The following is a 20064-nucleotide window of genomic DNA, read 5'->3' as shown; positions in this document are numbered from 1 at the left end:
TCCTTAGTTGCCTTGGTTAAGTTTAAAGTCTAATTGTACTTGAAGACCAAATTGCTTCTGTGGTTTACCATCGATGATTTTCGGACGGTACTTCCACTTACGTAGCGCACGTTTAGCTTCGCGGTCGAAGATACGTTTTGGATCGGCGTCGATCACTTCAACATCTTCTACACCACCAACTTCATTGATAGTGAATGAAAGTTGTACCCAACCTTCTTTACCATCACGCGCTGCTTGCGTAGGGTATTTTGGTTCAATACGAACGATAGGTGTCGCATCACCATCACGTCCAAATGCACCTGGACCACTTAGGCCACCAGCTGTGCTACCCACATCGATGCTTGGCATATTAAATGACAAACCACCAGTGTTCGGGTTGCTGTTTTCCGGCTGAGGCGGCTGCGGCTTAGGCGGCTGCTTTGGCGGTGGCGGAGGCGGAGGCGGAACACGCTTCCTCTCCTGCACCTTAGATTCAGGCGGATTCGTCATAATTTCGACTACGATCTGTTCTTTTTGTTCAGTCGCACGATCAGCTCCACCGGAGATGAGGTACGCCATGAAGTAGAACAAGCCGAAAGTAACTGCCCCACCTGCAATCAGTGAAAACAGAAAACGAATCATTACTGATCTCCAGCTATTGAAATTTTAAGGTTATCACCCGTCGCTTTGATCTGGTCCATAACTTTAACCACTACGCCGTGTTTTGCTTCTTTATCAGCTTGCAAAATCACAACTTCAGTAGGTTGTTCTGCTAATAAACTTTCAAGTTTAGCTGATACACGCTCAACGTCTACTTGTTGTTTATCAATCCAGATCGCACCGTCAGCACGGATAGCAACAAAAATGTTTGCATTTTTTTGCTTCGTAGCTGCAGCTGCTTTAGGTTTATTGACTTCGATACCAGCCTCTTTAACGAACGATGTAGTTACGATAAAGAAAATAAGCATGATAAATACGATGTCAAGCATTGGCGTCATGTCAACCGCTGCTTCTTCTTCTTCACGAAAACGTTGTTTACGTGCCATATTTAATTCTCTCTCTAGTGATGAGGCATGCTATCTACAAGTTTAGCTTTCGCCATTCTCGCTCTCGCTTCTAGACGTGAGCTAAAGAATACTCCAGATAGTGCCGCAACCATTCCAGCCATTGTTGGGATTGTTGCCATTGAAATACCTGATGCCATTAAACGTGCGTTACCTGTACCTTGAGTAGCCATGGTTTCGAAAACCGCGATCATACCCGTTACAGTACCTAGTAAGCCTATTAAAGGACAAATAGCTACCAATGTCTTAATCAACAACATACGCTGATCTAATTTTTCAGACGCTTCAGAAATCCATGCTTCACGGATTCTGTGTGCGTACCAAGACGTAGTGTCTTGGCGGGCATCCCACTGAGCTACAATGTTCTTCGTCATACGAGGAAACTCAGCTAGTAGGAACCAATAGCGCTCAATCATTAAAACCCACATAAGAAAGAGTGCTATCGCGACCACGTATAAAACCTGGCCGCCTGTGCCAACAAAATCCCTGATAGATTCCCAGATCTCCATCAGGACTAGCATTAGGCTTTCTCCTTCTCCGCGTGAGCAGCGATGATACCTGCGCTTTGCTCATCAAGGACATGTAGAACCGACTTACTACGACCCGCAACAATTGAGTGAAGTAGAATAAGTGGTAGAGCTGCAATTAGACCTAACGCTGTAGTAACAAGTGCTAGAGAGATATTACCAGCCATGATCTTCGGATCACCTGTACCGAACAATGTGATTGTTTGGAACGTAAGGATCATACCGATTACCGTACCTAGTAGACCTAGTAATGGAGCGATTGCTGCCAAGATCTTGATGATGTTGATACCAGCTTCAATGCGAGGCGTTTCACGTAAGATTGCTTCGTCAAGTTTAAGCTCAAGGTTTTCAACGTCTTGATTCTTGTTGTCAGCATAAACCTTAAGAATACGACCCAGTGGGTTGTTTGTATTCGGAGTAGAAAGGTTTTTAAGCTGGCTCTTAATCTTAGTGCTAGTAAGCGCAAGATCAATGAAACGAACGATGAAGATAAGTAGACCAACAACAAGTAATACTGTGATGATGTAACCTACTTCAGCACCTTGCTCGTAGTATTCCATTAACGATTTCTTCTGCGTGTTGATACGTAAGATCGCGCCACGAGTCGGGTCGATGTATACGCCAGCATAGTTGTCAGAAGAAGTATTTTCTAAATCGCTGATACCAGCTAGGATGTAGCTATCAGGTTGCTTACCTAGTGGTTGGATTGCTTTAGTTTCTGGTGAGTAGATTAAATAACCATCGTCAGTTACTAAGTTGAAGTTACCGATACGCGTTACTTTCTTCACAGAAGATGAACCGTCAAGACCCGCAACTTCAGTTTCGAAAGTTGAAACTTTAGCTGACTCAGTCATTTCAGTTTGAAGAGAAATCCAAAGCTCTTCAAGTTCACGTACAGTTGGAAGTTCTTTCGCAGCAGCTAGTGAGCGAAGTACTTCAGCACGTCCTGGTTTTTCAGCAGAAACAAGTGATGCTTCGATTGAACCGATTGCATCAGCAGCTGCACGACGTACAACACCGAACATCTCACCTAACGTACCTTGAGCGTTTAAAAGAGCTTGCTCTTTCTCAGCTAAAGTATTTTCGTTTTGTGCATATTCTTTAGCTAAACGATCACCACGAGCTTTTTCAGCAGCTAGGTCACTTTTAGCTTTGTTAAGTAACGCTTGCTTATCAGCACGAGCTGAAAGGAACTCTTGTTCACGTTGCTTATTTAATTTGCCTTCAGAGATACGTTCTTGCTTAACTTGCTCAAGAATTTTGTCTAAAGCATCAGTGTTTGCATGTGCATTAAGCGCGGTACCTGCAGAAACAGATAGTACTGCTGCAACAGCAAAACCTTTAAATAGTTTCTTCATTATTGATTACTCCGCGCCAAAGATTGGTAGTTTAACAAGTTCTAATGTCGCTTGTTTACGCGCCATACGAATAACTTCTTTAACAGGTTTTAGGTATTCTTCACCTAATTCTTTCCACTGTTTAGTGTTGTTATCCCACACCCACGCGTGCTTAAGGTCAAAAGACTGAGCAACGTAAGTGATACGACCTAAACGACCGAAGTCAACGTTGATGCTCTTACCGTCGATCTCAAGAGTACCTTGTGAAGCAGTTACAGCTGAGCTGTATGCAGTTTCAACAGTGTAAGCTTCAAGAACTTGGCGGAATTTTTCAGATGTAGTAACTGATGCTGACGCCATGATGTCACGAAGTCTTTCAACACGTGCTAGACGGTTTTCAAGATTGAACGGAACGTCCGCTTTGATGAATTGCTCAAGCGTATCGATCATGCGATACATCAAAGGCACAACGTTTTGTTTCGTGTTATCGATAGTTGCGATTTGACGGTCAAACGACTCGATTGAAGCATTTTGGTCAGCGACCAAACGTGCTACGTGATCGTTATAAACCTTCATTAGCTCAGTTTCGTCAACAACGCTACGGTACTCAGCGATTAGCTCTTGAGTTTGACCATATACATTGTCAATTTTAGTTTGAGACTTAACAGCAGCCTTTTGAATTTGTTGACCTGCATCTTGCACATCTTTCAAAGGATCTGCAATCACATTGCTGCTTGCAAATGCAAAAGCGCCAACCAACGCTGATGCTACAAGACTCTTTCTGATTTTAACAGACATAGTTCCCAACCAATTAAGTAATGTTACTTTTATAATTTAATTACCCCCCGAAGAGGACAACCCTGATATCTTTTAATAGATATCAACCCTCCAATAATGCTAAATGCATCAGAGTCTGTCAACTTGATGTTCGGCTTTCGTCGGAAAAATTTGGTGACTCGTCGTTGAAAGGAAAAGAACCAAAACAACGAATTAACAAAAATATAACAGAGGTGTTCATATGATACTTCTATAGCCCTTTGCTGGCGAACATTGCATTCATATTAGGTTCAACCTTAAACATAAATGTAACATTTTATGAAATCTGAAAATGCTGAAGAAAAATGAAAAAAAAATTCCGTTTATTCATCTAAAAAATCTATTTTGAAGAATTTTTATGCACTCGCCACGTGTAACCGCTCAATAAGCAGCCAAATCAGGCACTAAACACAAGAATGAGAGAGTTGAAATCTCTCACCGCTATGGGTGAGAGAGTTAAAATATTGCGCGGTCTTTTACAAGCTTGGCAAGTGAAATAATTGAATCAACTTCAAGCTTTTCAAATATTTTCGCTTTGTATGTACTTACTGTTTTGTTACTAATAAAGAGCTTTTCACCGATATCTTTGTTCGATAAGCCTTGTAGTAAATAATTCATCACAGCAAGCTCACGTTCAGTTAATAACTCGTCGATGTCTTTTTCCGAAGCGATTAAGTGCTCTTGCGGGAAGAATGTATAACCACGCAAAATCATTTCAACGGCTGAAGAGATATCTTCAAGGCTTTCTGCTTTGTTTACAAACCCCTGCGCACCAAGTTTTGCAGCTGTACGGATAATATGCTTGTCTTGCTTAGCTGATAGAAACAACACTTTACCAGTAAAACCACTACTGACGGCGCGCTTATATAAACTAAAGCCATCGGAGTCTTCTAACTCGATGTCTAAAATCGCTAGCGCTACATTATTACTTTTTAAAAACTGCAACGCTTCTTTTTGACTTGCAACAGCTTGTACTTCGTTTACTAGTGTAGACTTGGCAAGTGCCATTTTAATTGCTGTTGCCACCATTGGGTGGTCGTCTACCAAAAGTATATTGTTTCCTATGCTCATCGATTAGCAAACCTTCATTATATTTCATCAAACAAGTATAAGTTACTCAGCATTATTTCCACATGTGGATAAGTTAAGTTTAGCGGGTTATTTCTAGTTTGGTGAAAAATAACTGTAAACATTTTGCTGCTAACTTTCGAGTTCAATCAAAACTACTAACTAACATAACAGACGCTGTTATGTTTAATAAATTACATCGTTACAGCATATAATACTTTAGTTATGGAGAGTAGCTTTTAGAGCATAGATCGTGAAGTTCTAGCTTATCTTCTGATTAAATTAGTCGTTTTCAATGCCTTTGGAGGAATATAATTTCGGTACAGCTAATTAATGTTTGGTGAGATATGGATGTTGCGATATTTGCGAGGTAATGATGAATTTTGGTGAAACAGAAACTGTTCCACCAAAATGAGAGGTTCACATAATAAATTATGCTACTTCTACGTTCTCAGCTTCAGGGCCTTTTTGACCTTGTTTGATGCCGAAAGATACTTGTTGACCTTCGCTAAGAGTGCGGAAGCCTGTACCTGTGATAGCACTGAAGTGTACGAATACATCAGGGCCATTTTCTTGTTCAATAAAACCGAAGCCTTTAGCTTCGTTGAAGAACTTAACTTTACCAGTAACCGTGTTTGACATACCAAATTTTCCTGTAAGTCAATTATTAAAATTCAGCCATAATGGCTCTATCCTCCCTGAGTGAATGCCCAATAAACTTGGGGTAAAGTACAGGAAGAACCAATAACCTAACCGGTAACCGTACAGCCGCACATTATCCGTAAATTCAATACGCAAAAACTCAAAGCAATTTAAGACTAACACATTAAATAGTTTTTAGCTCTATTAATCGAAAATAATTTTAAGGTCAACTGCCGAAACAAAAATATATGACAGTATTATTTATAAACAATTAATAATAAATGAAAAAAGCCCATCAAAATGATGGGCTTCTAATTTTCAAGAAAAGAGTGCTATTGCTTTAGATTATTTTACTTGCCAATCCATTTTCGCTTCAGCTTTGATTGGCACCACTTCTGAATCACCTAGTTTATAGCTTGCTGGTACCGTCCAGCTTTCTTTAAATAGTGTAATAGTATCTTGGTTACGAGGCATACCATAGAAGTCTGGACCAAAGTGGCTTGCAAAACCTTCTAGTTTATCTAAAGCCCCCGCTTCTTCAAATGCTTCAGCATATAACTCAATCGCAGCATGTGCTGTGTAAGCACCTGCACATCCGCAAGCTGCTTCTTTTTTATCTTTGTAGTGCGGAGCAGAATCAGTACCTAAGAAGAACTTTTTACTACCACTTGTTGCAGCAGCAATCAACGCTTGTTGATGGATATTACGCTTCAAAATAGGTAAGCAGTAATAATGAGGGCGAATTCCACCCGCTAACATGTGATTACGATTATAAAGTAAGTGATGAGCAGTAATTGTTGCTGCTACATTTTCAGGTGCATTATTAACAAACTCTACCGCATCTTTTGTTGTGATGTGCTCAAGCACAATTTTTAAGTTAGGGAAATCGTTCACTACGTCCGCTAAAATTGTTTCTAGGAACACCTTCTCACGATCAAAAATATCAATAGATGAATCTGTCACTTCACCATGAACAAGCAACAACATACCCACTTCTTGCATTGCTTCAAGTACTGGGTAGATGTTTTTGATTGAAGTAACACCTGAATCTGAGTTTGTAGTCGCACCAGCTGGGTACAACTTAGCTGCAACAATTTTACCCGTTGCTTTCGCTTTTTTGATTTCTTCTGGCGTAGTTTTATCTGTCAGATAAAGCACCATTAACGGTTCAAAGTTACCCTGTGGGCCGGCAGCTTTAATTCGCTCATAGTAAGATAACGCAGTTTCTGTACAAGTTGCCGGTGGAACAAGATTAGGCATGATAATTGCGCGACCCATGTAACGGCTTGCGTCACGAACGGTATCAACGAGTTGCTCACCATCACGTAAATGAATGTGCCAATCATCAGGGCGTGTAATTGTTAGAGTTTGCATCGAATTTAAATCTGACATTGCTTGTTTCCACGGCTAAAGTTAGGGGGATAGCGTAAACTTTGAGCAAATAACCTTGCTAAATTACCCAAGTTCATATTCAGGTGCCTAGTTTACACCAGTTCCAGTTTTTTTTGAAAATAACTTTGTGGATAGTTTGATAGTAGGTTAACGTAATAAATTAATACAACATTTCGGTTACCTTTTATTCTATGCCTAAGAGTTTAGACACTGCTTTTGCACTTGAGGTCAAAACAGACCAACTACATATAATTAATCGATTTTCATCATCTGTAATGCAATTAGACACAGTTGAAGAATTATTAGAATATGTTACGTCTGAAGTGGTTAGCCGCCTAGGCTTTATTGAATGTGTAATTTACCTCGCAGATGATAAAACTCGCACCCTAAAAGAAATGGCTTCTATAGGCACAGCTGGCAGCCATGATACTTACCATATTGACCGTACAGAAATCAGCTTTGATCAAGGCATTACGGGTTATGTCGCAAGTACTGGTAAACCTTTGATGATTGCTGATGTTAGCCAAGATCCACGTTACATCGCAGATTCTCGCCCAGCTCTTTCTGAACTTTGCGTACCATTAGTTTACAAAGAAAAAATACTGGGTGTGATTGACTGTGAGCATCCGCAAAAAGATTACTACAATGACGCGCATTTAGAGATTTTATCAACTGTCGCGCATTTATTAAGTGCCAAGATCAATCAGGTTCGCACCATAGAAAACTTACAGCAAACCGTCATGCAGTTAAACGATGCGCAAAAGCTAGAACGATCGATGCTGCAAATCGCCAATTTGACGTATCAATCAAGTGAACTTGATAGTTTTTTTGAGTCATTACACGGCATTATTACCTCTTTACTCAGGGCAGATAATTTCTTCATCGGCCTTTATGACAAGCAGCTCGATGTGCTTGATTTAGTTTATATTATTGAAGAAGGCGTGCGCTCAAATGCTCATAAAAAAATATCGAAAGAACAACTAAAAGACACTGCGTCTTATTACTTACTAAATATAGATCAGTCACTTCTTTTTACTAAAGAAGAATTTCAGCAGCACATTGATGCTGGGCATTTTAAAATGGTCGGTCGTCAGGCTGAGTCTTGGCTAGGTGTACCGTTTAAAGTGAATGAGCGTATTAGCGGTGTCATTGCCGTACAAAGCTACAGTAAAAGTTACCATTATGACGAGCATGATCGTGCCTTACTCACTTATGTTAGCCGTCAAATCAGCATGGCAATAGACCGTCAATTATCAAGGCAAGAGCTTGAGCATCGAGCTCTTCACGATGAATTAACAGGACTTGCTAATCGGTCTTTACTGATTGAGCGAATTAAACATGCAATACTTCGCCTTGCAAGAGCAAATAAGCAACATAAGCATGCCCTACTCTATTTAGACTTTGACCGCTTTAAAAGTATCAATGATTCGTTAGGCCATGAAGTTGGTGACCATTTTTTAGTTAAAATTTGTGAATTGATCTTAAGCACTATTCGTAACACCGACACCTTCGCCCGCTTAGGAGGCGATGAGTTTGCCATTTTTATGGAAAACATTACCGATAAACAACAAATAAATGATGCCCTTGAGCGGATCCAGCATGTGCTCGCACAGCCCCTTGATATTGATGGACACCTTTTACAAGCATCGACTAGTATAGGTGTTGCTTTTTGTGAAAGTAGTCGAGATCAAGCGTATAAGCTATTGCAGCATGCTGATGCAGCAATGTACGAAGCGAAATCATCTGGCCGTGGTAAAGTTAAGTTTTTCAACAATACAATGCGTAAAAAACTTAAAAATCATGCCGATATAGAAAATGATTTACAGCATGGCATTGAGCATGACGACTTTGAACTTTACTACCAGCCAATTTTTACTATTCAAGACACAAGAGTTGTTGGTTTTGAGGCCCTTGTGCGCTGGCATCACCCAAGCAAAGGCTTTGTCTCGCCAAATGATTTTATTCCGGTAGCAGAAGACACAGGTCAAATTATCAACCTAGATTTACATTTACTTCAGCTTGCTGCAAAGCAAATTGCAAAGTGGACGAGTGAAGGAAAAGCATTTGGCCGAATTACCGTAAATGTGTCATCGCGTCACTTTGCTAGCCTCGATTTTGTGGAACAAATACATGCCTTATATAAGCAATATAAGTTACCTCTTGGCTCACTATGCTTAGAAATAACCGAATCTGGACTTATCGGTAATCTAGAGCTGGCGACAAAAATCATCAAGGGTCTTGAGCCTCTTGAAGTGAAACTGTGTTTAGATGACTTTGGTACAGGCTATTCCGCGCTTGGGTATTTACACCAATTACCGATTCATATAATGAAAATTGATAAAAGTTTCATTGACCATTTAAACAAAGCGCACAACCCCTTAGTCGATGCTATTTTATCGTTAGCGCAATCATTAAAGCTCGATGTAGTCGCAGAAGGAATTGAAACGGAAAAACAATTGGCTATTTTAAAGCAAACTCAATGTAAATTTGGTCAAGGCTTTTTAAAAGCAAAGCCTATGCCCGCTAGTGAAGCAGAAAAAGTGATAGCAAACGGCCTGTAACTAAGTATAAAAAAGCCTTGCGAATGCAAGGCTTGGCTCTATTAAATATTAGGAACGTTTACAGCTCCCCAGGAGCGAAGTTATCCACAGCTATCGCTTTTTTGCGCAGCTCATTGGCTTTGTTCATTCGCTCAGCAACGGTTTCGTTAATCAAGTTTTTCTCTGCCGCTACGACTATTGCATCCTCAAGTTCAAGGTTTTTAGCAATAGTGCCTTCTTTTTGCCATTTACGAAGCTGCTTAAAGTCATCGTGGGTATCAATCATGGCTAGAAAGGCATTTTCCATCACCCCTGTACCGGCATTTTCATCAACATAACAAAGGTGAGTTAATCTGTCTCTGAAGACACCTGGCTTGCTCATGTGCTCACACATAGTTTGTGCTAACTCGTCACTTGGGCGGAGATAATGATTACCTACCGGGAACACAATGCGTTTCAGTAAGAAATTAATAACAGGATTAGAGAAGTTTTTAAAGAAACCATCGAATGCCTGACCTATGCAAAATAACGAATGCTCAACAGCATATTGTACAAATGATAAATCAGCTTGTTGACGGCCTTCATCTTCGTAGCGTTTCAGTACACATGAAGCTAAATATAAGTGACTAAGCACATCACCTAGGCGCGCCGAAATCATCTCTTTACGTTTTAACTCACCGCCTAAAACCAGCATAGCAACATCAGTACAAAACGCTAAGCCACGACTCATGCGGCTTAATTGTTTGTAATACACAGCTGTTGCACCAGATACCGGCGCTTTTGCGAAGTAACTACGTGTTAACCCGTGTACAAACGCCATACCTGCGTTGCTACCAGCAAACAAAATATGTTGCAGTAGTAATGAGTCAAACTCTTTTAAAGCAACATCATGATCTTCCATTGCAGCCGCTTCCATTTCTTTAAGAACAAAAGGATGGCAACGCGTAGCACCTTGACCAAAAATCATCAAATTACGAGTGAGAATGTTTGCACCTTCTACAGTAATCGACACCGGGATCCCCATATAGCCATGAGCTAAATAGTTATTTGGGCCCACTTGGATCCCTTTACCTGAGTGAATATCCATAGCGTCATTCATAACAGTACGACCCATTTCTGTCATATGATATTTTGCAATTGCAGTAACCACAGACGGACTCAACTTCATATCAATCGCGCCTGCAGTCATTAGTCTTGCAGACTCTAAGGTGTAAGTTAAACCACCTATGCGCGCAAGAGCCTCTTGCACTCCTTCGAATTGTCCAATTGAAACACCAAATTGTTGACGCACAGTTGCATAGGCTGATGTCATTCTTGAAGCCAAATGGCCTGTTGCTGTACTAAGCGCAGGTAACGAAATACCTCGGCCTGCACTTAAACACTCAACTAACATGCGCCAACCTCTACCTGCGCCTTTTTCGCCACCAATGATCCAATCAAGTGGAATAAACACATCTTTACCGTAAGTTGTGCCATTCATAAATGCCATATTCAACGGGTAATGACGCTCACCTGTCTGTACACCTTCGTGATCAGTAGGAATTAGCGCACATGTAATGCCAAGCTCTGTTTTATCACCTAATAAGCCGTCAGGATCGTACATTTTAAATGCAAGACCCAGCACTGTAGCAATTGGCGCAAGCGTGATATAGCGTTTTGACCAGTTAAGTTTTAAGCCAATCACTTCTTCACCGTTATGCATGCCCTTACAAACTACACCAGTATCTGGAATACTACCCGCATCAGAACCCGCCTCAGGGCCCGTTAAAGCAAAACAAGGCACATCATCACCTTTCGCTAGGCTTGGTAACCAACGCTCTTGTTGCTCGGTAGTACCATAATGAAGCAGTAATTCGCCTGGGCCTAAGCTATTTGGCACCATGACGGTGACCGCAGCGGTTAAGCTCTTAGTGGCAATTTTCGATACGATGGTTGAATTAGCTATGGCTGAAAACTCACGGCCACCAAATTTTTCAGGAATAATTAACGCAAAGAAACCTTCTTTTTTTAGGTAGTCCCACACTTCTTTTGGTAGGTCTTTATCTTTTTGCACGATTTGATAGTCATCAAGCATAGCTAACAAGGTTTCGACTTGCTCGCTCATAAATGCGCGTTCTTTTTCGCTAAGTTCGGGTTTAGGGAAACGATGCAGCTTTTGCCAATCAGGGTTACCGCTGAATAATTCACCATCCCACCAAACATCACCTGCTTCCATGGCTTCACGCTCTGTTTGCGATAATGGCGGCAAAACTTTTTTAAACATACTAAACGTAGGTCGTGTAACAAGATTGATGCGAATGTCTTTCACAGCAAAAATTACAATCACAGCAACTAGTAACAGAATAATTACGGTCGTCATTGTGCAATCCTTTTATTTTATTTAACTGCTTCAAGTATGACTGATCGTGCCATAAATACAACGTAAGCAGCTCTTACTAAGGTTGTTTTTAGCGATGCTGTTTGTTGTTTACTAAGACACTGCTATTATGCATGTGCAATAAATAACAATAAACTTCTAGGGAACGTTATGAAAAAGACTCCATTTAAGCTCAGTATGAGCGCACTTATGGTAGCGAGTGCTCTTGCACTTACTGGCTGTAATGATGACGCTGCGAGTACAAAAACGACAACGACTGAAGTCCAAACAAGTCAAGTAACCGCACAAGATGCCGCTAAATTTATCGCCGATACTGAAAAAGAATTAAGTGCGCTTTATTTAGAAGCAAGCCGCGCTGAGTGGATTTATGCCAACTTCATCACCTATGATACTGCTGAGCTATCTGCTGAAGTTAATCGCAAAATGACCGAAGCCGTTGTACGCCTTGCTAATGAAGCTGCAAAATTTGATAGTTTAGAACTTGATTACGATGCACGCCGTAAACTTGATAAGCTAAAACTAGCGCTCACTTTACCTGCACCACAAGATGCTGAAAAAACAGCAAAACTCTCGCAGTTAGTTGCTGAGTTAGGTGGTATATATGGTAAAGGTAAATACTGTAAAGAAGATGGTAGCTGTTTAAGCCTTGGCGAAATGACCGCTAAAATGGCAACGAGCCGTGATTACAATGAATTGCTTGATTTATGGCAAGGTTGGCGTCAGGTTTCAAAACCAATGCGCCCACTGTATGAACAACAAGTTGCTTTAACCAATGAAGGCGCAAAAGAGCTAGGTTATGCGGATACAGGTGCTATGTGGCGTAGTAAATACGACATGCCAGCCGATGATTTTGCAAAAGAGCTTGACCGTATTTGGGGCCAAGTTAAACCTCTTTATGATTCATTACATTGTCATGTTCGTGCCAAGCTAGGTGAAAAATATGGCGAAGATAAAGTACCACAAGACCAACCTATCCCAGCACACCTTTTAGGTAATATGTGGGCACAGACTTGGGGTAACATTTACGATGTTGTCGCACCTGAAAATGCCGATCCTGGTTATGACGTAACAGAGCTATTAGCTGAGCACGATTACGACGAACTTAAAATGGTACGTGGTGCTGAGAAGTTCTTTACATCGATGGGCTTTGCGCCACTGCCAGATACTTTCTATGAACGCTCACTGTTTACTAAACCACAAGACCGTGACGTGCAGTGTCATGCTTCAGCATGGGATATTGATAGCAAAGATGACCTGCGTATTAAGATGTGTATTCAACGTACAGGTGAAGAATTCTCTGTTATTCACCATGAGCTAGGCCATAACTTCTATCAACGTGCATACAAAAATCAGCCTGTTTACTATCAAGAGAGTGCGAACGATGGTTTCCACGAAGCGATTGGTGACACCATTGCGCTTTCGGTTACACCGGGTTATTTAAAAGAAATTGGTTTATTAGACGAAGTGCCTGATGAGTCAAAAGATATTGGCCTACTAATGAAAATGGCATTAGACAAAGTAGCATTTATCCCATTTGGTTTATTAGTAGACCAATGGCGCTGGAAAGTTTTCTCAGGTGAAGTAACGCCAGAGAACTACAACAAAGCGTGGTGGGAATTACGTGAAAAATACCAAGGTGTACAAGCGCCTATCGCACGTAGCGAAGCAGACTTCGATCCGGGTGCAAAATATCACGTACCAGGTAACACGCCTTACACGCGTTATTTCTTAGCACACATTTTACAATTCGACTTCCACAGAAGTTTATGTGAAATTGCTGGTAACAAAGAAGCGATACACCGCTGCTCAGTTTACAACTCTGCTGAGGCGGGTGAAAAACTAAATGCGATGTTAGAAATGGGTTCAAGCCGCCCATGGCAAGAAGCTCTTGCGACGATCACTGGTAAAGAAGAAATGGATGCAACAGCAATCTTAGATTACTTTGCACCGTTACAAAAATACCTTGATGAGCAAAATGAAGGCCGCCAGTGCGGTTGGTAATGATAAAAACGAAAAAGCCCGCATAATGCGGGCTTTTTTATGTCATCAAATTAATGATTAAAACTGTAAGCTTACGTTTGCAAAGTATGCATCGTAATCTGAGTCATCCCAGTTGTTTGCATAACCTGCTTTTAAGCCAACGTTTTTGTTAAAGAAGTGCTGTGCACCAAAGCTGTAGTCATCTTCTTTATTAAAGGTTACAAAAGCTGATGTTGCTTTAGAGAAGTAGTAGTTTGAACCTAGTTCCCAAGAGCTACCGCTATCGTCTGTATCTAAGATTGTACCTTCAATTGTTAGGTAGTTACCTTGTTTAAGATCCATGAAGTATTTCGCATTTACTGCACGGTAATCAAACTCGTCGTCAGCTGTGAAAGTAAAACCTAAGTAATCAGTGCTGTTAAGCTGATGATTGTACTTAAGGTCAAACATTACTGTGTTATCACCGTCTTCTACGTCAATAAATGTCGCTTTAAGAAGAAGGTTAGGATTAAAGAAGTAACCTGCAGACACGTTGAATAAATCAGTATCTGAACCGTAATCGTAGTTGCTGTAACCTGCACCGATTACGAAATCTTGTACGAAGTATTCACCACCGATGTTAGTCACATCACCAAAGTCATCATCAGCGTACGAACCAAACACGTTGGTTGTTCTGTTAATGTATTCAAACTGGTCGTATGGACCCATTGTTTTCTTTGGTGCGAAGTAATATGTTGAATCAACACTTACTGTGTCGTTGCCATCGGTGTCCATGTACCCTAAATGGCTGATTGATTGGTAACTATCCGCAGCAGTCGCGGCAGTTGACAGAAGCATACTCGAAATAATAACTGCTAACTTTTTCATAAACAGATTTCCCTATTAACATTGTTTCATTGCTGTTGAAAACTAGCCTGATGGCTAAGTTGGGCACATGCTAACGTGAGAAAACTGAATGAGAACTTAACTAAGCATTTGTTTTTACTTGATTAATTGTAATAAAGTGTCGGCAAATGTAAAGAAAAAGTTGGCCGAAACTTTCGCCTCTGAGCCAACTTTCAAAGAAAAAATAAAGTGTGTCAGTACCTTATAAAGCAAACTGGCTTATAATTCTATAAACCTCATTAATGTTATCTCCTGCTTTAAAGTCTTTACTAATTGGTGTTGGATCTGAACCAACCCAAATTTTCAGTTCAGCATCTAGGTCAAAATGCCCGGCACTTTCTTTACTAAACTTAGTAATTTTTGAGTAAGCAATGCTCAACATTTCAACTTTTGAACCAGTAACACCTTGTTTATCAATGATAATCAATCTTTTATTTGTAAAGATGAACATATCACGAATGACTTTATAGGCTCTTTGTACTGTTTCACCATCAATCAGGGTATTGGCAAGCAGTTCTTCTAAATCGTCGTTATCAACTTCACTTGCGTTACCCATTAATCCACTTAATAGCCCCATAACTAGCTCTCCTTATGAAAGATTTGGTTTTCGAGTGTGTGACCATTCACCAGTTGACGATACTGCCAACCTTGTTGATAACAAAAGTGTAGAAGATTGATATCAAAAGGCTCGGCTGTTTTCTCAAACTCGATCACATATTCTTTTGCTTGGCTCATATAAACATGATGTACGTGGGCAAGGCCAGCAAGCTTTGCTTCTACATCATCATATTGTTGATTCAACTGTAGCGTAATAAAGTGTTTGTTATCTTGAGTGCTTGAACGGGCTTGATGTTCACTTAAAATACCTTTATCAAGGTGTAACACCTGAGAACATAAACGCTCAAGCTCAGTCAAGTCATGGGAGCTTAAAATAAATGTTGCTTCGTTACTTAAAGAACTTACCAGCTCTCTCACCTCACGAGCATGAATTGGGTCAAGGCCCGCAGTTGCTTCATCAAGCATCACTATTTCTGGTGAACCAATCAAGGCTTGTGCAATCGTCACTCGCTTACGCATACCATGAGAAAGGTCATCTGGTCGCTGCTTAGCCACTTCTGACAAACCAACGAGCTCTAAAACACGAGCCGTTTCTTTTTTACGAACCGCACCACTTAGCCCTTGTAATTGACCATAAAAGTTAAGTTGATGCGCAATACTAAAGCGAGGATCAAGCTGTGCATCTTGTGGTAATGCCGTTAGCTTACCAAATAACTCCGCACTCCCTGGGGTATGTCCCATTACCGATAATTTTCCTGAACTAGGTAAAATATAGCCGCATAACAAGCTAAATAAGGTCGTTTTACCCGCACCATTTGGACCAACCAGCGCCACTGGAGCCCCTTTATTTATTTCAAAGCTGACGTTATCTAGCGCTCGTTTAGCCCCATAGTTTTTTGACAAACCTTGTGCTTGAATTAAAACGGTCATAGTGAGCTCCTCGAAAAAATTCGTTCACCAGCAATCAATAACACTGCAGTTTGTAAGAGTGGTAAACCAAGAGCAAGTGTTACGCCGGCACGTTGACCAGCCATTAAATCAAGTTGATAGCCCGGAAATATGTAATTTAAAACCTCAAATGCAGGCCATTGCCATGTTAGTAAGCCAATCACAATATTACCGCCAGCAAAGAACAAAATAGCCAATACAAATGCAAGACGCGATGAACGAGCAAAGGTATTCAAAAAGCTCATTAGGGCAATAAAAGGCATAACCGCAACAAGCAAATAAAATAACAACATAAAGCTTCGCGATAAGCCAGAAAGCAGCAAACTTGGCTCACGATAACCGAGCATTGCAACCGTTGCCATCAAAGTAACAAACAACAGTGCCGCTAAAATTAATAGCTGTCCTAAAAAGCGGCCAATGATAATTTCTGAGCGAGTGGCTCTAAGTGATAAAAAGCGTAACGTACCTCGTTGTCTGTCGCCCACTGTCTGGTCACTACATAAAAACAAACAAAAGCTTGGGAAACTAAATAAAGCAATCAGCCAATAAACGGCCAGTTCAGATTCAGGCCAATCAAGTAATTTACTGATGCCAATGGCGCCAAATGCCTGCCTAGCAAAGTCGGCAAAATCAGGTGAGCTAATCAAGGTCACAGATTGGGCAATGGGATAGCGTAAAATAAGTAGCCAACAAATGGCAAAAGCGGCAACCGCCAACAAACCACGCTTGGTCAAAAATAGTCGTACCAGCTCAAATTGGGCAATTTGTGCAAGACGTTTAGGATGTAACTGCGTCACTCATAATCCTTAATGAATTTTATTATTAGAATTACACTAAGTTGAAACAGCTTGAATTACCAGAAAAAAAAGACCCGACTAGCAGGTCTTATGTAACAAAGTATAAACTTTAACCTAGAGGTGGCTTTCGTACACAGCCAGTGCTTGATCAAGGTCGGCTAGTAAATCAGCCACATCTTCAAGACCAATGTGTAGCCTTATCACTGGGCCCTGCGACCAACCAGTTTCAGAGCGAAGACCTTTCATGCTCAAGTTTGCCGTGACTAAGCTCTCATAACCGCCCCATGAAAAGCCCATTTTAAAATGGTGCAGGCTATCTAAAAAGGCATCAATCGCTTGTTGATTACCCTGCTTCATTACAAATGAAAATAAGCCGTTACTGCCATCAAAGTCTCGTTTGAAGAACTCATGACCAGGGCACGTTGCAAAGGCTGGATGGCGAATATGATCAACCAAAGGGTGTGTTTCAAGCCATTTAGCCACTTCTATGGCTGCTTGTTCATGTTGTTTTAAACGCACAGCCATAGTACGCAGACCACGTAGCGCTAAATAGGCATCATCTGCAGAGGTACATTGACCAAGTAGGTATGAATTTTCTCGAAGTGTTGGCCAATACTTTTTGTTGGCAACAGCAACACCCATCATCACATCTGAGTGACCAACAATGTATTTTGTAGCCGCTTGAATACTAATATCAACGCCATGCTCGAGCGGTCTAAAATGCAGACCATTACCCCAAGTGTTATCTAGCATGGTCATAACACCGCACTCATTTGCTTTAGCAACCATCGCTGGGACATCTTGCACTTCCATGGTGATTGAGCCAGGTGATTCTAAAAACAATACACGGGTGTTATCTTTAATAAGCTCACTAATCCCTGCGCCGATCCCCGGCGGGTAATAGGTTGTTTCAATCCCTAAGCCAGCAAGTATTTTGTCACAAAAATCACGGGTAGGTTCATAAGCTGTATCCACCATTAAAATATGATCACCCGTTTTCACAAACGATAGCAAGGCATTACTGATTGCAGCCGCACCTGATGGGTAAAGCGCACAACCCTCACCACCTTCAAGCTCTGCAATTGCTTCTTGCAGAGCAAAATGCGTCGTCGTACCGCGACGGCCATAAAATAAAGTTTTATCGCCACGTTTCTTAGCCGCAGCTTTTAAGTCGGCAACTGAGTCAAATACCACAGTTGATGCACGTTGTACGACAGGGTTCACAACCCCTTGTGTATACGCTTTTTTACGCCCTGCAGAGACGATTTGGGTATTTTTATTTGTCTTTGTCATAATTTGTCCAAGCTGTGCTTTACAGGTTGCGCCAGTGCTCAACCAAAAATCGAGAAATAGAATCTTGCCGGGTTAGTTTAAGATGGCTGCCCTGCTCATGCCATTGGCCGAATTCATTAAGTTCAGCACGGCTAAACCATCTTGCATCGTCTAACTCGTCTTTATCTACCTGAATATCTTCTGAAACTGCTGTGGCCATAAAGCCAAACATAATTGATGATGGAAATGGCCAGGGCTGTGAAGCTATATATTGAATATCTGTAACAGCAACACCCGCTTCTTCCATTACTTCACGGGCAACGGCTTGCTCTAGTGTTTCACCTGGGTCAACAAAACCTGCAAGTGTTGAAAAAACACCCTCAGGCCAGCTTGCTTGACGGCCCAGCAAGCAACGCTCTATTCCGTCTGAAAAAGTTTTCGTAACGATCATAATAACGGCAGGATCGGTTCGCGGAAAAGTTTGATGCTGACAAGTTTGGTTTTCACATAAACGCGAATGCCCAGCTTCAACCATATTATTTTCATGACCACAACGACCACAAAAACGGTGCGTTGCGTGCCAAAAACACAAGCCTCTTGCCAGTGCTGCAATTGAGCCTTGTTTAAGCTCAACTTGTGGGCCCAACTTGCGAATATCAACAAACTCAGCGCCGTTGAGCATTGGCTCAATAAGTGAGTCTGGTTCATGGCTGACATCTAATGCAAAATGAGCCACATCATCGTCGTCTAACCCCAATAAAATGCCTTTTGATAAATCGAGATGATCCACTTGAGATAAGCGTAAATAACACACTTCAGGACTGTCTTTAACAAATAAACTTTGATTGTTATTGACTAATAACCAGCGACTCTGAGAATTCATTTGAGCCTTTAGCCACTTAGGATCTTTGCGGCGGTTTGATGCACGATCCAATGGCATTTGAGAGTAATTCAGCATGGCGTTCCTTGAAAATAGTTTACTTAGTAAAACTACCATAAGCGGATGATAAACCCAATTTATTACAGGCATAAAAAAAGCCCAAACAGGGCTTTTTTATTCTCTCTCACAATTTTACAAGGTCGCTAGATGCGCTTGTAGTTTTTGGTTCTCAGCTTCAATATGCCGATAGAACTCTAAATCTTCTAATTTACTCGCTGCTGCTTTATCAATGATGATTACGGCATCTTTATGAAGTTGCAGTGCTGAGGCTGGGCATTTAGCCATTAACGGACCTTCAACCATGGCGTGAACGGCATCTGCTTTACTTGCACCGGTTGCTAAAAGTACCACTTTTTTAGCTTCTAAAATGGTGCCAATACCCATAGTGATTGATAAATGTGGTTGATATTCGCCTTCGGCAAAAAATCGTGCATTGTCTTCAATTGTCGCTTTCGTAAGTGTTTTAACACGCGTGCGTGATGTCAAACCTGAAGATGGTTCGTTAAAACCAATATGACCATTACGGCCAATACCAAGTAGCTGTATATCAACACCACCAGCTGCTAGGATTTTTTGTTCGTACTCAGTACAAGCAACAAGCGGGTTTACTGCATCACCCGGCGGTACATGGGTGTTCTGTTTGTCGATATCAACATGGTTAAACAGCTGCTCATTCATAAAGTAGCGGTAACTTTGTGGATGTTCGCCAGTTAAGCCTAAGTATTCGTCTAAGTTAAATGTTGTCGCTTGGCTAAACGAAATATCGCCTGCTTTATTTTTTTCGATCAGTTGTTGATACAAGGCAACGGGTGTTGAACCTGTAGCAAGGCCAAGCACTGATGCTGGTTTTTTTAGTAATTGTTTAGCAAAGATGTTGGCACCATAAGCTGCAACTTGGGCTGCATCATCAAGAATCACTATTTGCATATCGATTAGCTCTAA

The 20064-nt window shown here is 41.1% G+C and carries 18 protein-coding genes; 2 read left to right on the top strand and 16 right to left on the bottom strand.

The window, feature by feature from the left end; translation table 11 throughout:
* Positions 1–3 precede the first annotated feature (3 nt).
* The 8 genes from HCZ11_RS04690 to pyrC all read right to left on the bottom strand — a co-directional run bounded on the left by HCZ11_RS04690 (position 4) and on the right by pyrC (position 6825).
* The gene (locus HCZ11_RS04690) at positions 4–621 is read right to left on the bottom strand and encodes an energy transducer TonB (RefSeq protein WP_054551556.1); all 618 of its coding nucleotides are present in this window, start codon (positions 619–621) and stop codon (positions 4–6) included.
* Positions 621–1025, bottom strand: coding sequence for a biopolymer transporter ExbD (locus HCZ11_RS04685; RefSeq protein ID WP_054551557.1), 405 nt, complete (start codon positions 1023–1025; stop codon positions 621–623). Before HCZ11_RS04685 ends, HCZ11_RS04690 begins: the two co-directional genes overlap by 1 nt.
* A 14-nt stretch (positions 1026–1039) precedes the next feature.
* The gene (locus HCZ11_RS04680) at positions 1040–1564 is read right to left on the bottom strand and encodes a MotA/TolQ/ExbB proton channel family protein (RefSeq protein WP_062570716.1); all 525 of its coding nucleotides are present in this window, start codon (positions 1562–1564) and stop codon (positions 1040–1042) included.
* Positions 1564–2928: a MotA/TolQ/ExbB proton channel family protein gene (locus HCZ11_RS04675; RefSeq protein WP_130051252.1), complete on the bottom strand. Its 1365-nt coding sequence runs from the start codon at positions 2926–2928 to the stop codon at positions 1564–1566. Before HCZ11_RS04675 ends, HCZ11_RS04680 begins: the two co-directional genes overlap by 1 nt.
* 6 nt (positions 2929–2934) lie before the next feature.
* Complete coding sequence (locus tag HCZ11_RS04670; RefSeq protein ID WP_054551560.1) at positions 2935–3705, bottom strand: DUF3450 domain-containing protein; 771 nt, start codon at positions 3703–3705, stop codon at positions 2935–2937.
* 474 nt (positions 3706–4179) lie between these two features.
* Positions 4180–4794, bottom strand: a complete 615-nt coding sequence (locus HCZ11_RS04665) for a response regulator transcription factor (protein ID WP_130051251.1) — start codon at positions 4792–4794, stop codon at positions 4180–4182.
* 429 nt (positions 4795–5223) lie between these two features.
* Positions 5224–5433, bottom strand: a complete 210-nt coding sequence (locus HCZ11_RS04660; RefSeq protein WP_036967526.1) for a cold-shock protein — start codon at positions 5431–5433, stop codon at positions 5224–5226.
* A 345-nt stretch (positions 5434–5778) separates the two neighbouring features.
* Positions 5779–6825, bottom strand: coding sequence for a dihydroorotase (gene pyrC, locus HCZ11_RS04655; RefSeq protein WP_130051250.1), 1047 nt, complete (start codon positions 6823–6825; stop codon positions 5779–5781).
* Between the two features lie 191 nt (positions 6826–7016).
* On the opposite strand from pyrC, the gene HCZ11_RS04650 reads away from it, so the two are divergent.
* Positions 7017–9386 carry an EAL domain-containing protein gene (locus HCZ11_RS04650; protein ID WP_167657781.1) on the top strand — a complete coding sequence of 790 codons (2370 nt, stop codon included), beginning with the start codon at positions 7017–7019 and terminating at the stop codon, positions 9384–9386.
* Positions 9387–9444: 58 nt separating this feature from the next.
* On the opposite strand, the gene HCZ11_RS04645 is transcribed toward HCZ11_RS04650, so the two are convergent.
* Positions 9445–11724, bottom strand: coding sequence for an acyl-CoA dehydrogenase (locus tag HCZ11_RS04645; RefSeq protein WP_167657780.1), 2280 nt, complete (start codon positions 11722–11724; stop codon positions 9445–9447).
* 168 nt (positions 11725–11892) lie between these two features.
* Here HCZ11_RS04645 and HCZ11_RS04640 point away from each other — a divergent pair, with 168 nt between their 5' ends.
* Positions 11893–13743 (top strand): M2 family metallopeptidase, encoded by a 1851-nt coding sequence (locus HCZ11_RS04640; protein WP_130051247.1) that lies wholly within the window; start codon positions 11893–11895, stop codon positions 13741–13743.
* Between the two features lie 57 nt (positions 13744–13800).
* Here the strand turns inward: HCZ11_RS04640 and HCZ11_RS04635 are convergent, their stop codons facing one another.
* The 7 genes from HCZ11_RS04635 to nagB form a co-directional block, all read right to left on the bottom strand.
* Positions 13801–14589, bottom strand: a complete 789-nt coding sequence (locus HCZ11_RS04635; protein WP_130051246.1) for a putative porin — start codon at positions 14587–14589, stop codon at positions 13801–13803.
* Positions 14590–14809: 220 nt separating this feature from the next.
* Positions 14810–15184, bottom strand: a complete 375-nt coding sequence (locus tag HCZ11_RS04630) for a PH domain-containing protein (RefSeq protein WP_130051245.1) — start codon at positions 15182–15184, stop codon at positions 14810–14812.
* Between the two features lie 2 nt (positions 15185–15186).
* On the bottom strand, positions 15187–16095 hold the full coding sequence (locus HCZ11_RS04625) for an ABC transporter ATP-binding protein (RefSeq protein ID WP_130051244.1): 909 nt from the start codon (positions 16093–16095) through the stop codon (positions 15187–15189).
* Positions 16092–16910, bottom strand: a complete 819-nt coding sequence (locus HCZ11_RS04620) for an ABC transporter permease (RefSeq protein ID WP_167657779.1) — start codon at positions 16908–16910, stop codon at positions 16092–16094. The genes HCZ11_RS04625 and HCZ11_RS04620 overlap by 4 nt, the downstream gene beginning before the upstream one ends.
* A gap of 114 nt (positions 16911–17024) precedes the next feature.
* Complete coding sequence (locus HCZ11_RS04615) at positions 17025–18203, bottom strand: cystathionine beta-lyase (protein ID WP_130051242.1); 1179 nt, start codon at positions 18201–18203, stop codon at positions 17025–17027.
* A 19-nt stretch (positions 18204–18222) separates the two neighbouring features.
* Complete coding sequence (nudC, locus tag HCZ11_RS04610; protein WP_130051241.1) at positions 18223–19140, bottom strand: NAD(+) diphosphatase; 918 nt, start codon at positions 19138–19140, stop codon at positions 18223–18225.
* A gap of 114 nt (positions 19141–19254) precedes the next feature.
* A complete protein-coding gene (nagB, locus tag HCZ11_RS04605) occupies positions 19255–20049 on the bottom strand; it encodes a glucosamine-6-phosphate deaminase (RefSeq protein WP_167657778.1) in 795 nt (264 codons plus the stop codon).
* Between the last annotated feature and the right edge of the window lie 15 nt (positions 20050–20064).

This window comes from Pseudoalteromonas sp. HF66 (genome assembly GCF_011806445.1).
Classification (GTDB): Bacteria; Pseudomonadota; Gammaproteobacteria; order Enterobacterales; family Alteromonadaceae; genus Pseudoalteromonas; species Pseudoalteromonas apostichopi.
Note: the sequence above shows the minus strand (reverse complement) of the source record. Positions and strands in the feature narration are given on the sequence as shown.

Excerpts from the sequence above, each read along its gene's own strand:
- HCZ11_RS04680 (WP_062570716.1), bottom strand. The coding sequence starts at position 1,564 with ATGCTAGTCCTGATGGAGATCTGGGAATCTATCAGGGATTTTGTTGGC.
- HCZ11_RS04645 (WP_167657780.1), bottom strand. The coding sequence starts at position 11,724 with ATGACGACCGTAATTATTCTGTTACTAGTTGCTGTGATTGTAATTTTT.
- nagB (WP_167657778.1), bottom strand. The coding sequence starts at position 20,049 with ATGCAAATAGTGATTCTTGATGATGCAGCCCAAGTTGCAGCTTATGGT.
- HCZ11_RS04660 (WP_036967526.1), bottom strand. The coding sequence starts at position 5,433 with ATGTCAAACACGGTTACTGGTAAAGTTAAGTTCTTCAACGAAGCTAAA.
- HCZ11_RS04685 (WP_054551557.1), bottom strand. The coding sequence starts at position 1,025 with ATGGCACGTAAACAACGTTTTCGTGAAGAAGAAGAAGCAGCGGTTGAC.
- HCZ11_RS04625 (WP_130051244.1), bottom strand. The coding sequence starts at position 16,095 with ATGACCGTTTTAATTCAAGCACAAGGTTTGTCAAAAAACTATGGGGCT.
- nudC (WP_130051241.1), bottom strand. The coding sequence starts at position 19,140 with ATGCTGAATTACTCTCAAATGCCATTGGATCGTGCATCAAACCGCCGC.
- pyrC (WP_130051250.1), bottom strand. The coding sequence starts at position 6,825 with ATGTCAGATTTAAATTCGATGCAAACTCTAACAATTACACGCCCTGAT.
- HCZ11_RS04690 (WP_054551556.1), bottom strand. The coding sequence starts at position 621 with ATGATTCGTTTTCTGTTTTCACTGATTGCAGGTGGGGCAGTTACTTTC.
- HCZ11_RS04665 (WP_130051251.1), bottom strand. The coding sequence starts at position 4,794 with ATGAGCATAGGAAACAATATACTTTTGGTAGACGACCACCCAATGGTG.
- HCZ11_RS04615 (WP_130051242.1), bottom strand. The coding sequence starts at position 18,203 with ATGACAAAGACAAATAAAAATACCCAAATCGTCTCTGCAGGGCGTAAA.
- HCZ11_RS04640 (WP_130051247.1), top strand. The coding sequence starts at position 11,893 with ATGAAAAAGACTCCATTTAAGCTCAGTATGAGCGCACTTATGGTAGCG.
- HCZ11_RS04635 (WP_130051246.1), bottom strand. The coding sequence starts at position 14,589 with ATGAAAAAGTTAGCAGTTATTATTTCGAGTATGCTTCTGTCAACTGCC.
- HCZ11_RS04650 (WP_167657781.1), top strand. The coding sequence starts at position 7,017 with ATGCCTAAGAGTTTAGACACTGCTTTTGCACTTGAGGTCAAAACAGAC.
- HCZ11_RS04670 (WP_054551560.1), bottom strand. The coding sequence starts at position 3,705 with ATGTCTGTTAAAATCAGAAAGAGTCTTGTAGCATCAGCGTTGGTTGGC.
- HCZ11_RS04630 (WP_130051245.1), bottom strand. The coding sequence starts at position 15,184 with ATGGGGCTATTAAGTGGATTAATGGGTAACGCAAGTGAAGTTGATAAC.
- HCZ11_RS04675 (WP_130051252.1), bottom strand. The coding sequence starts at position 2,928 with ATGAAGAAACTATTTAAAGGTTTTGCTGTTGCAGCAGTACTATCTGTT.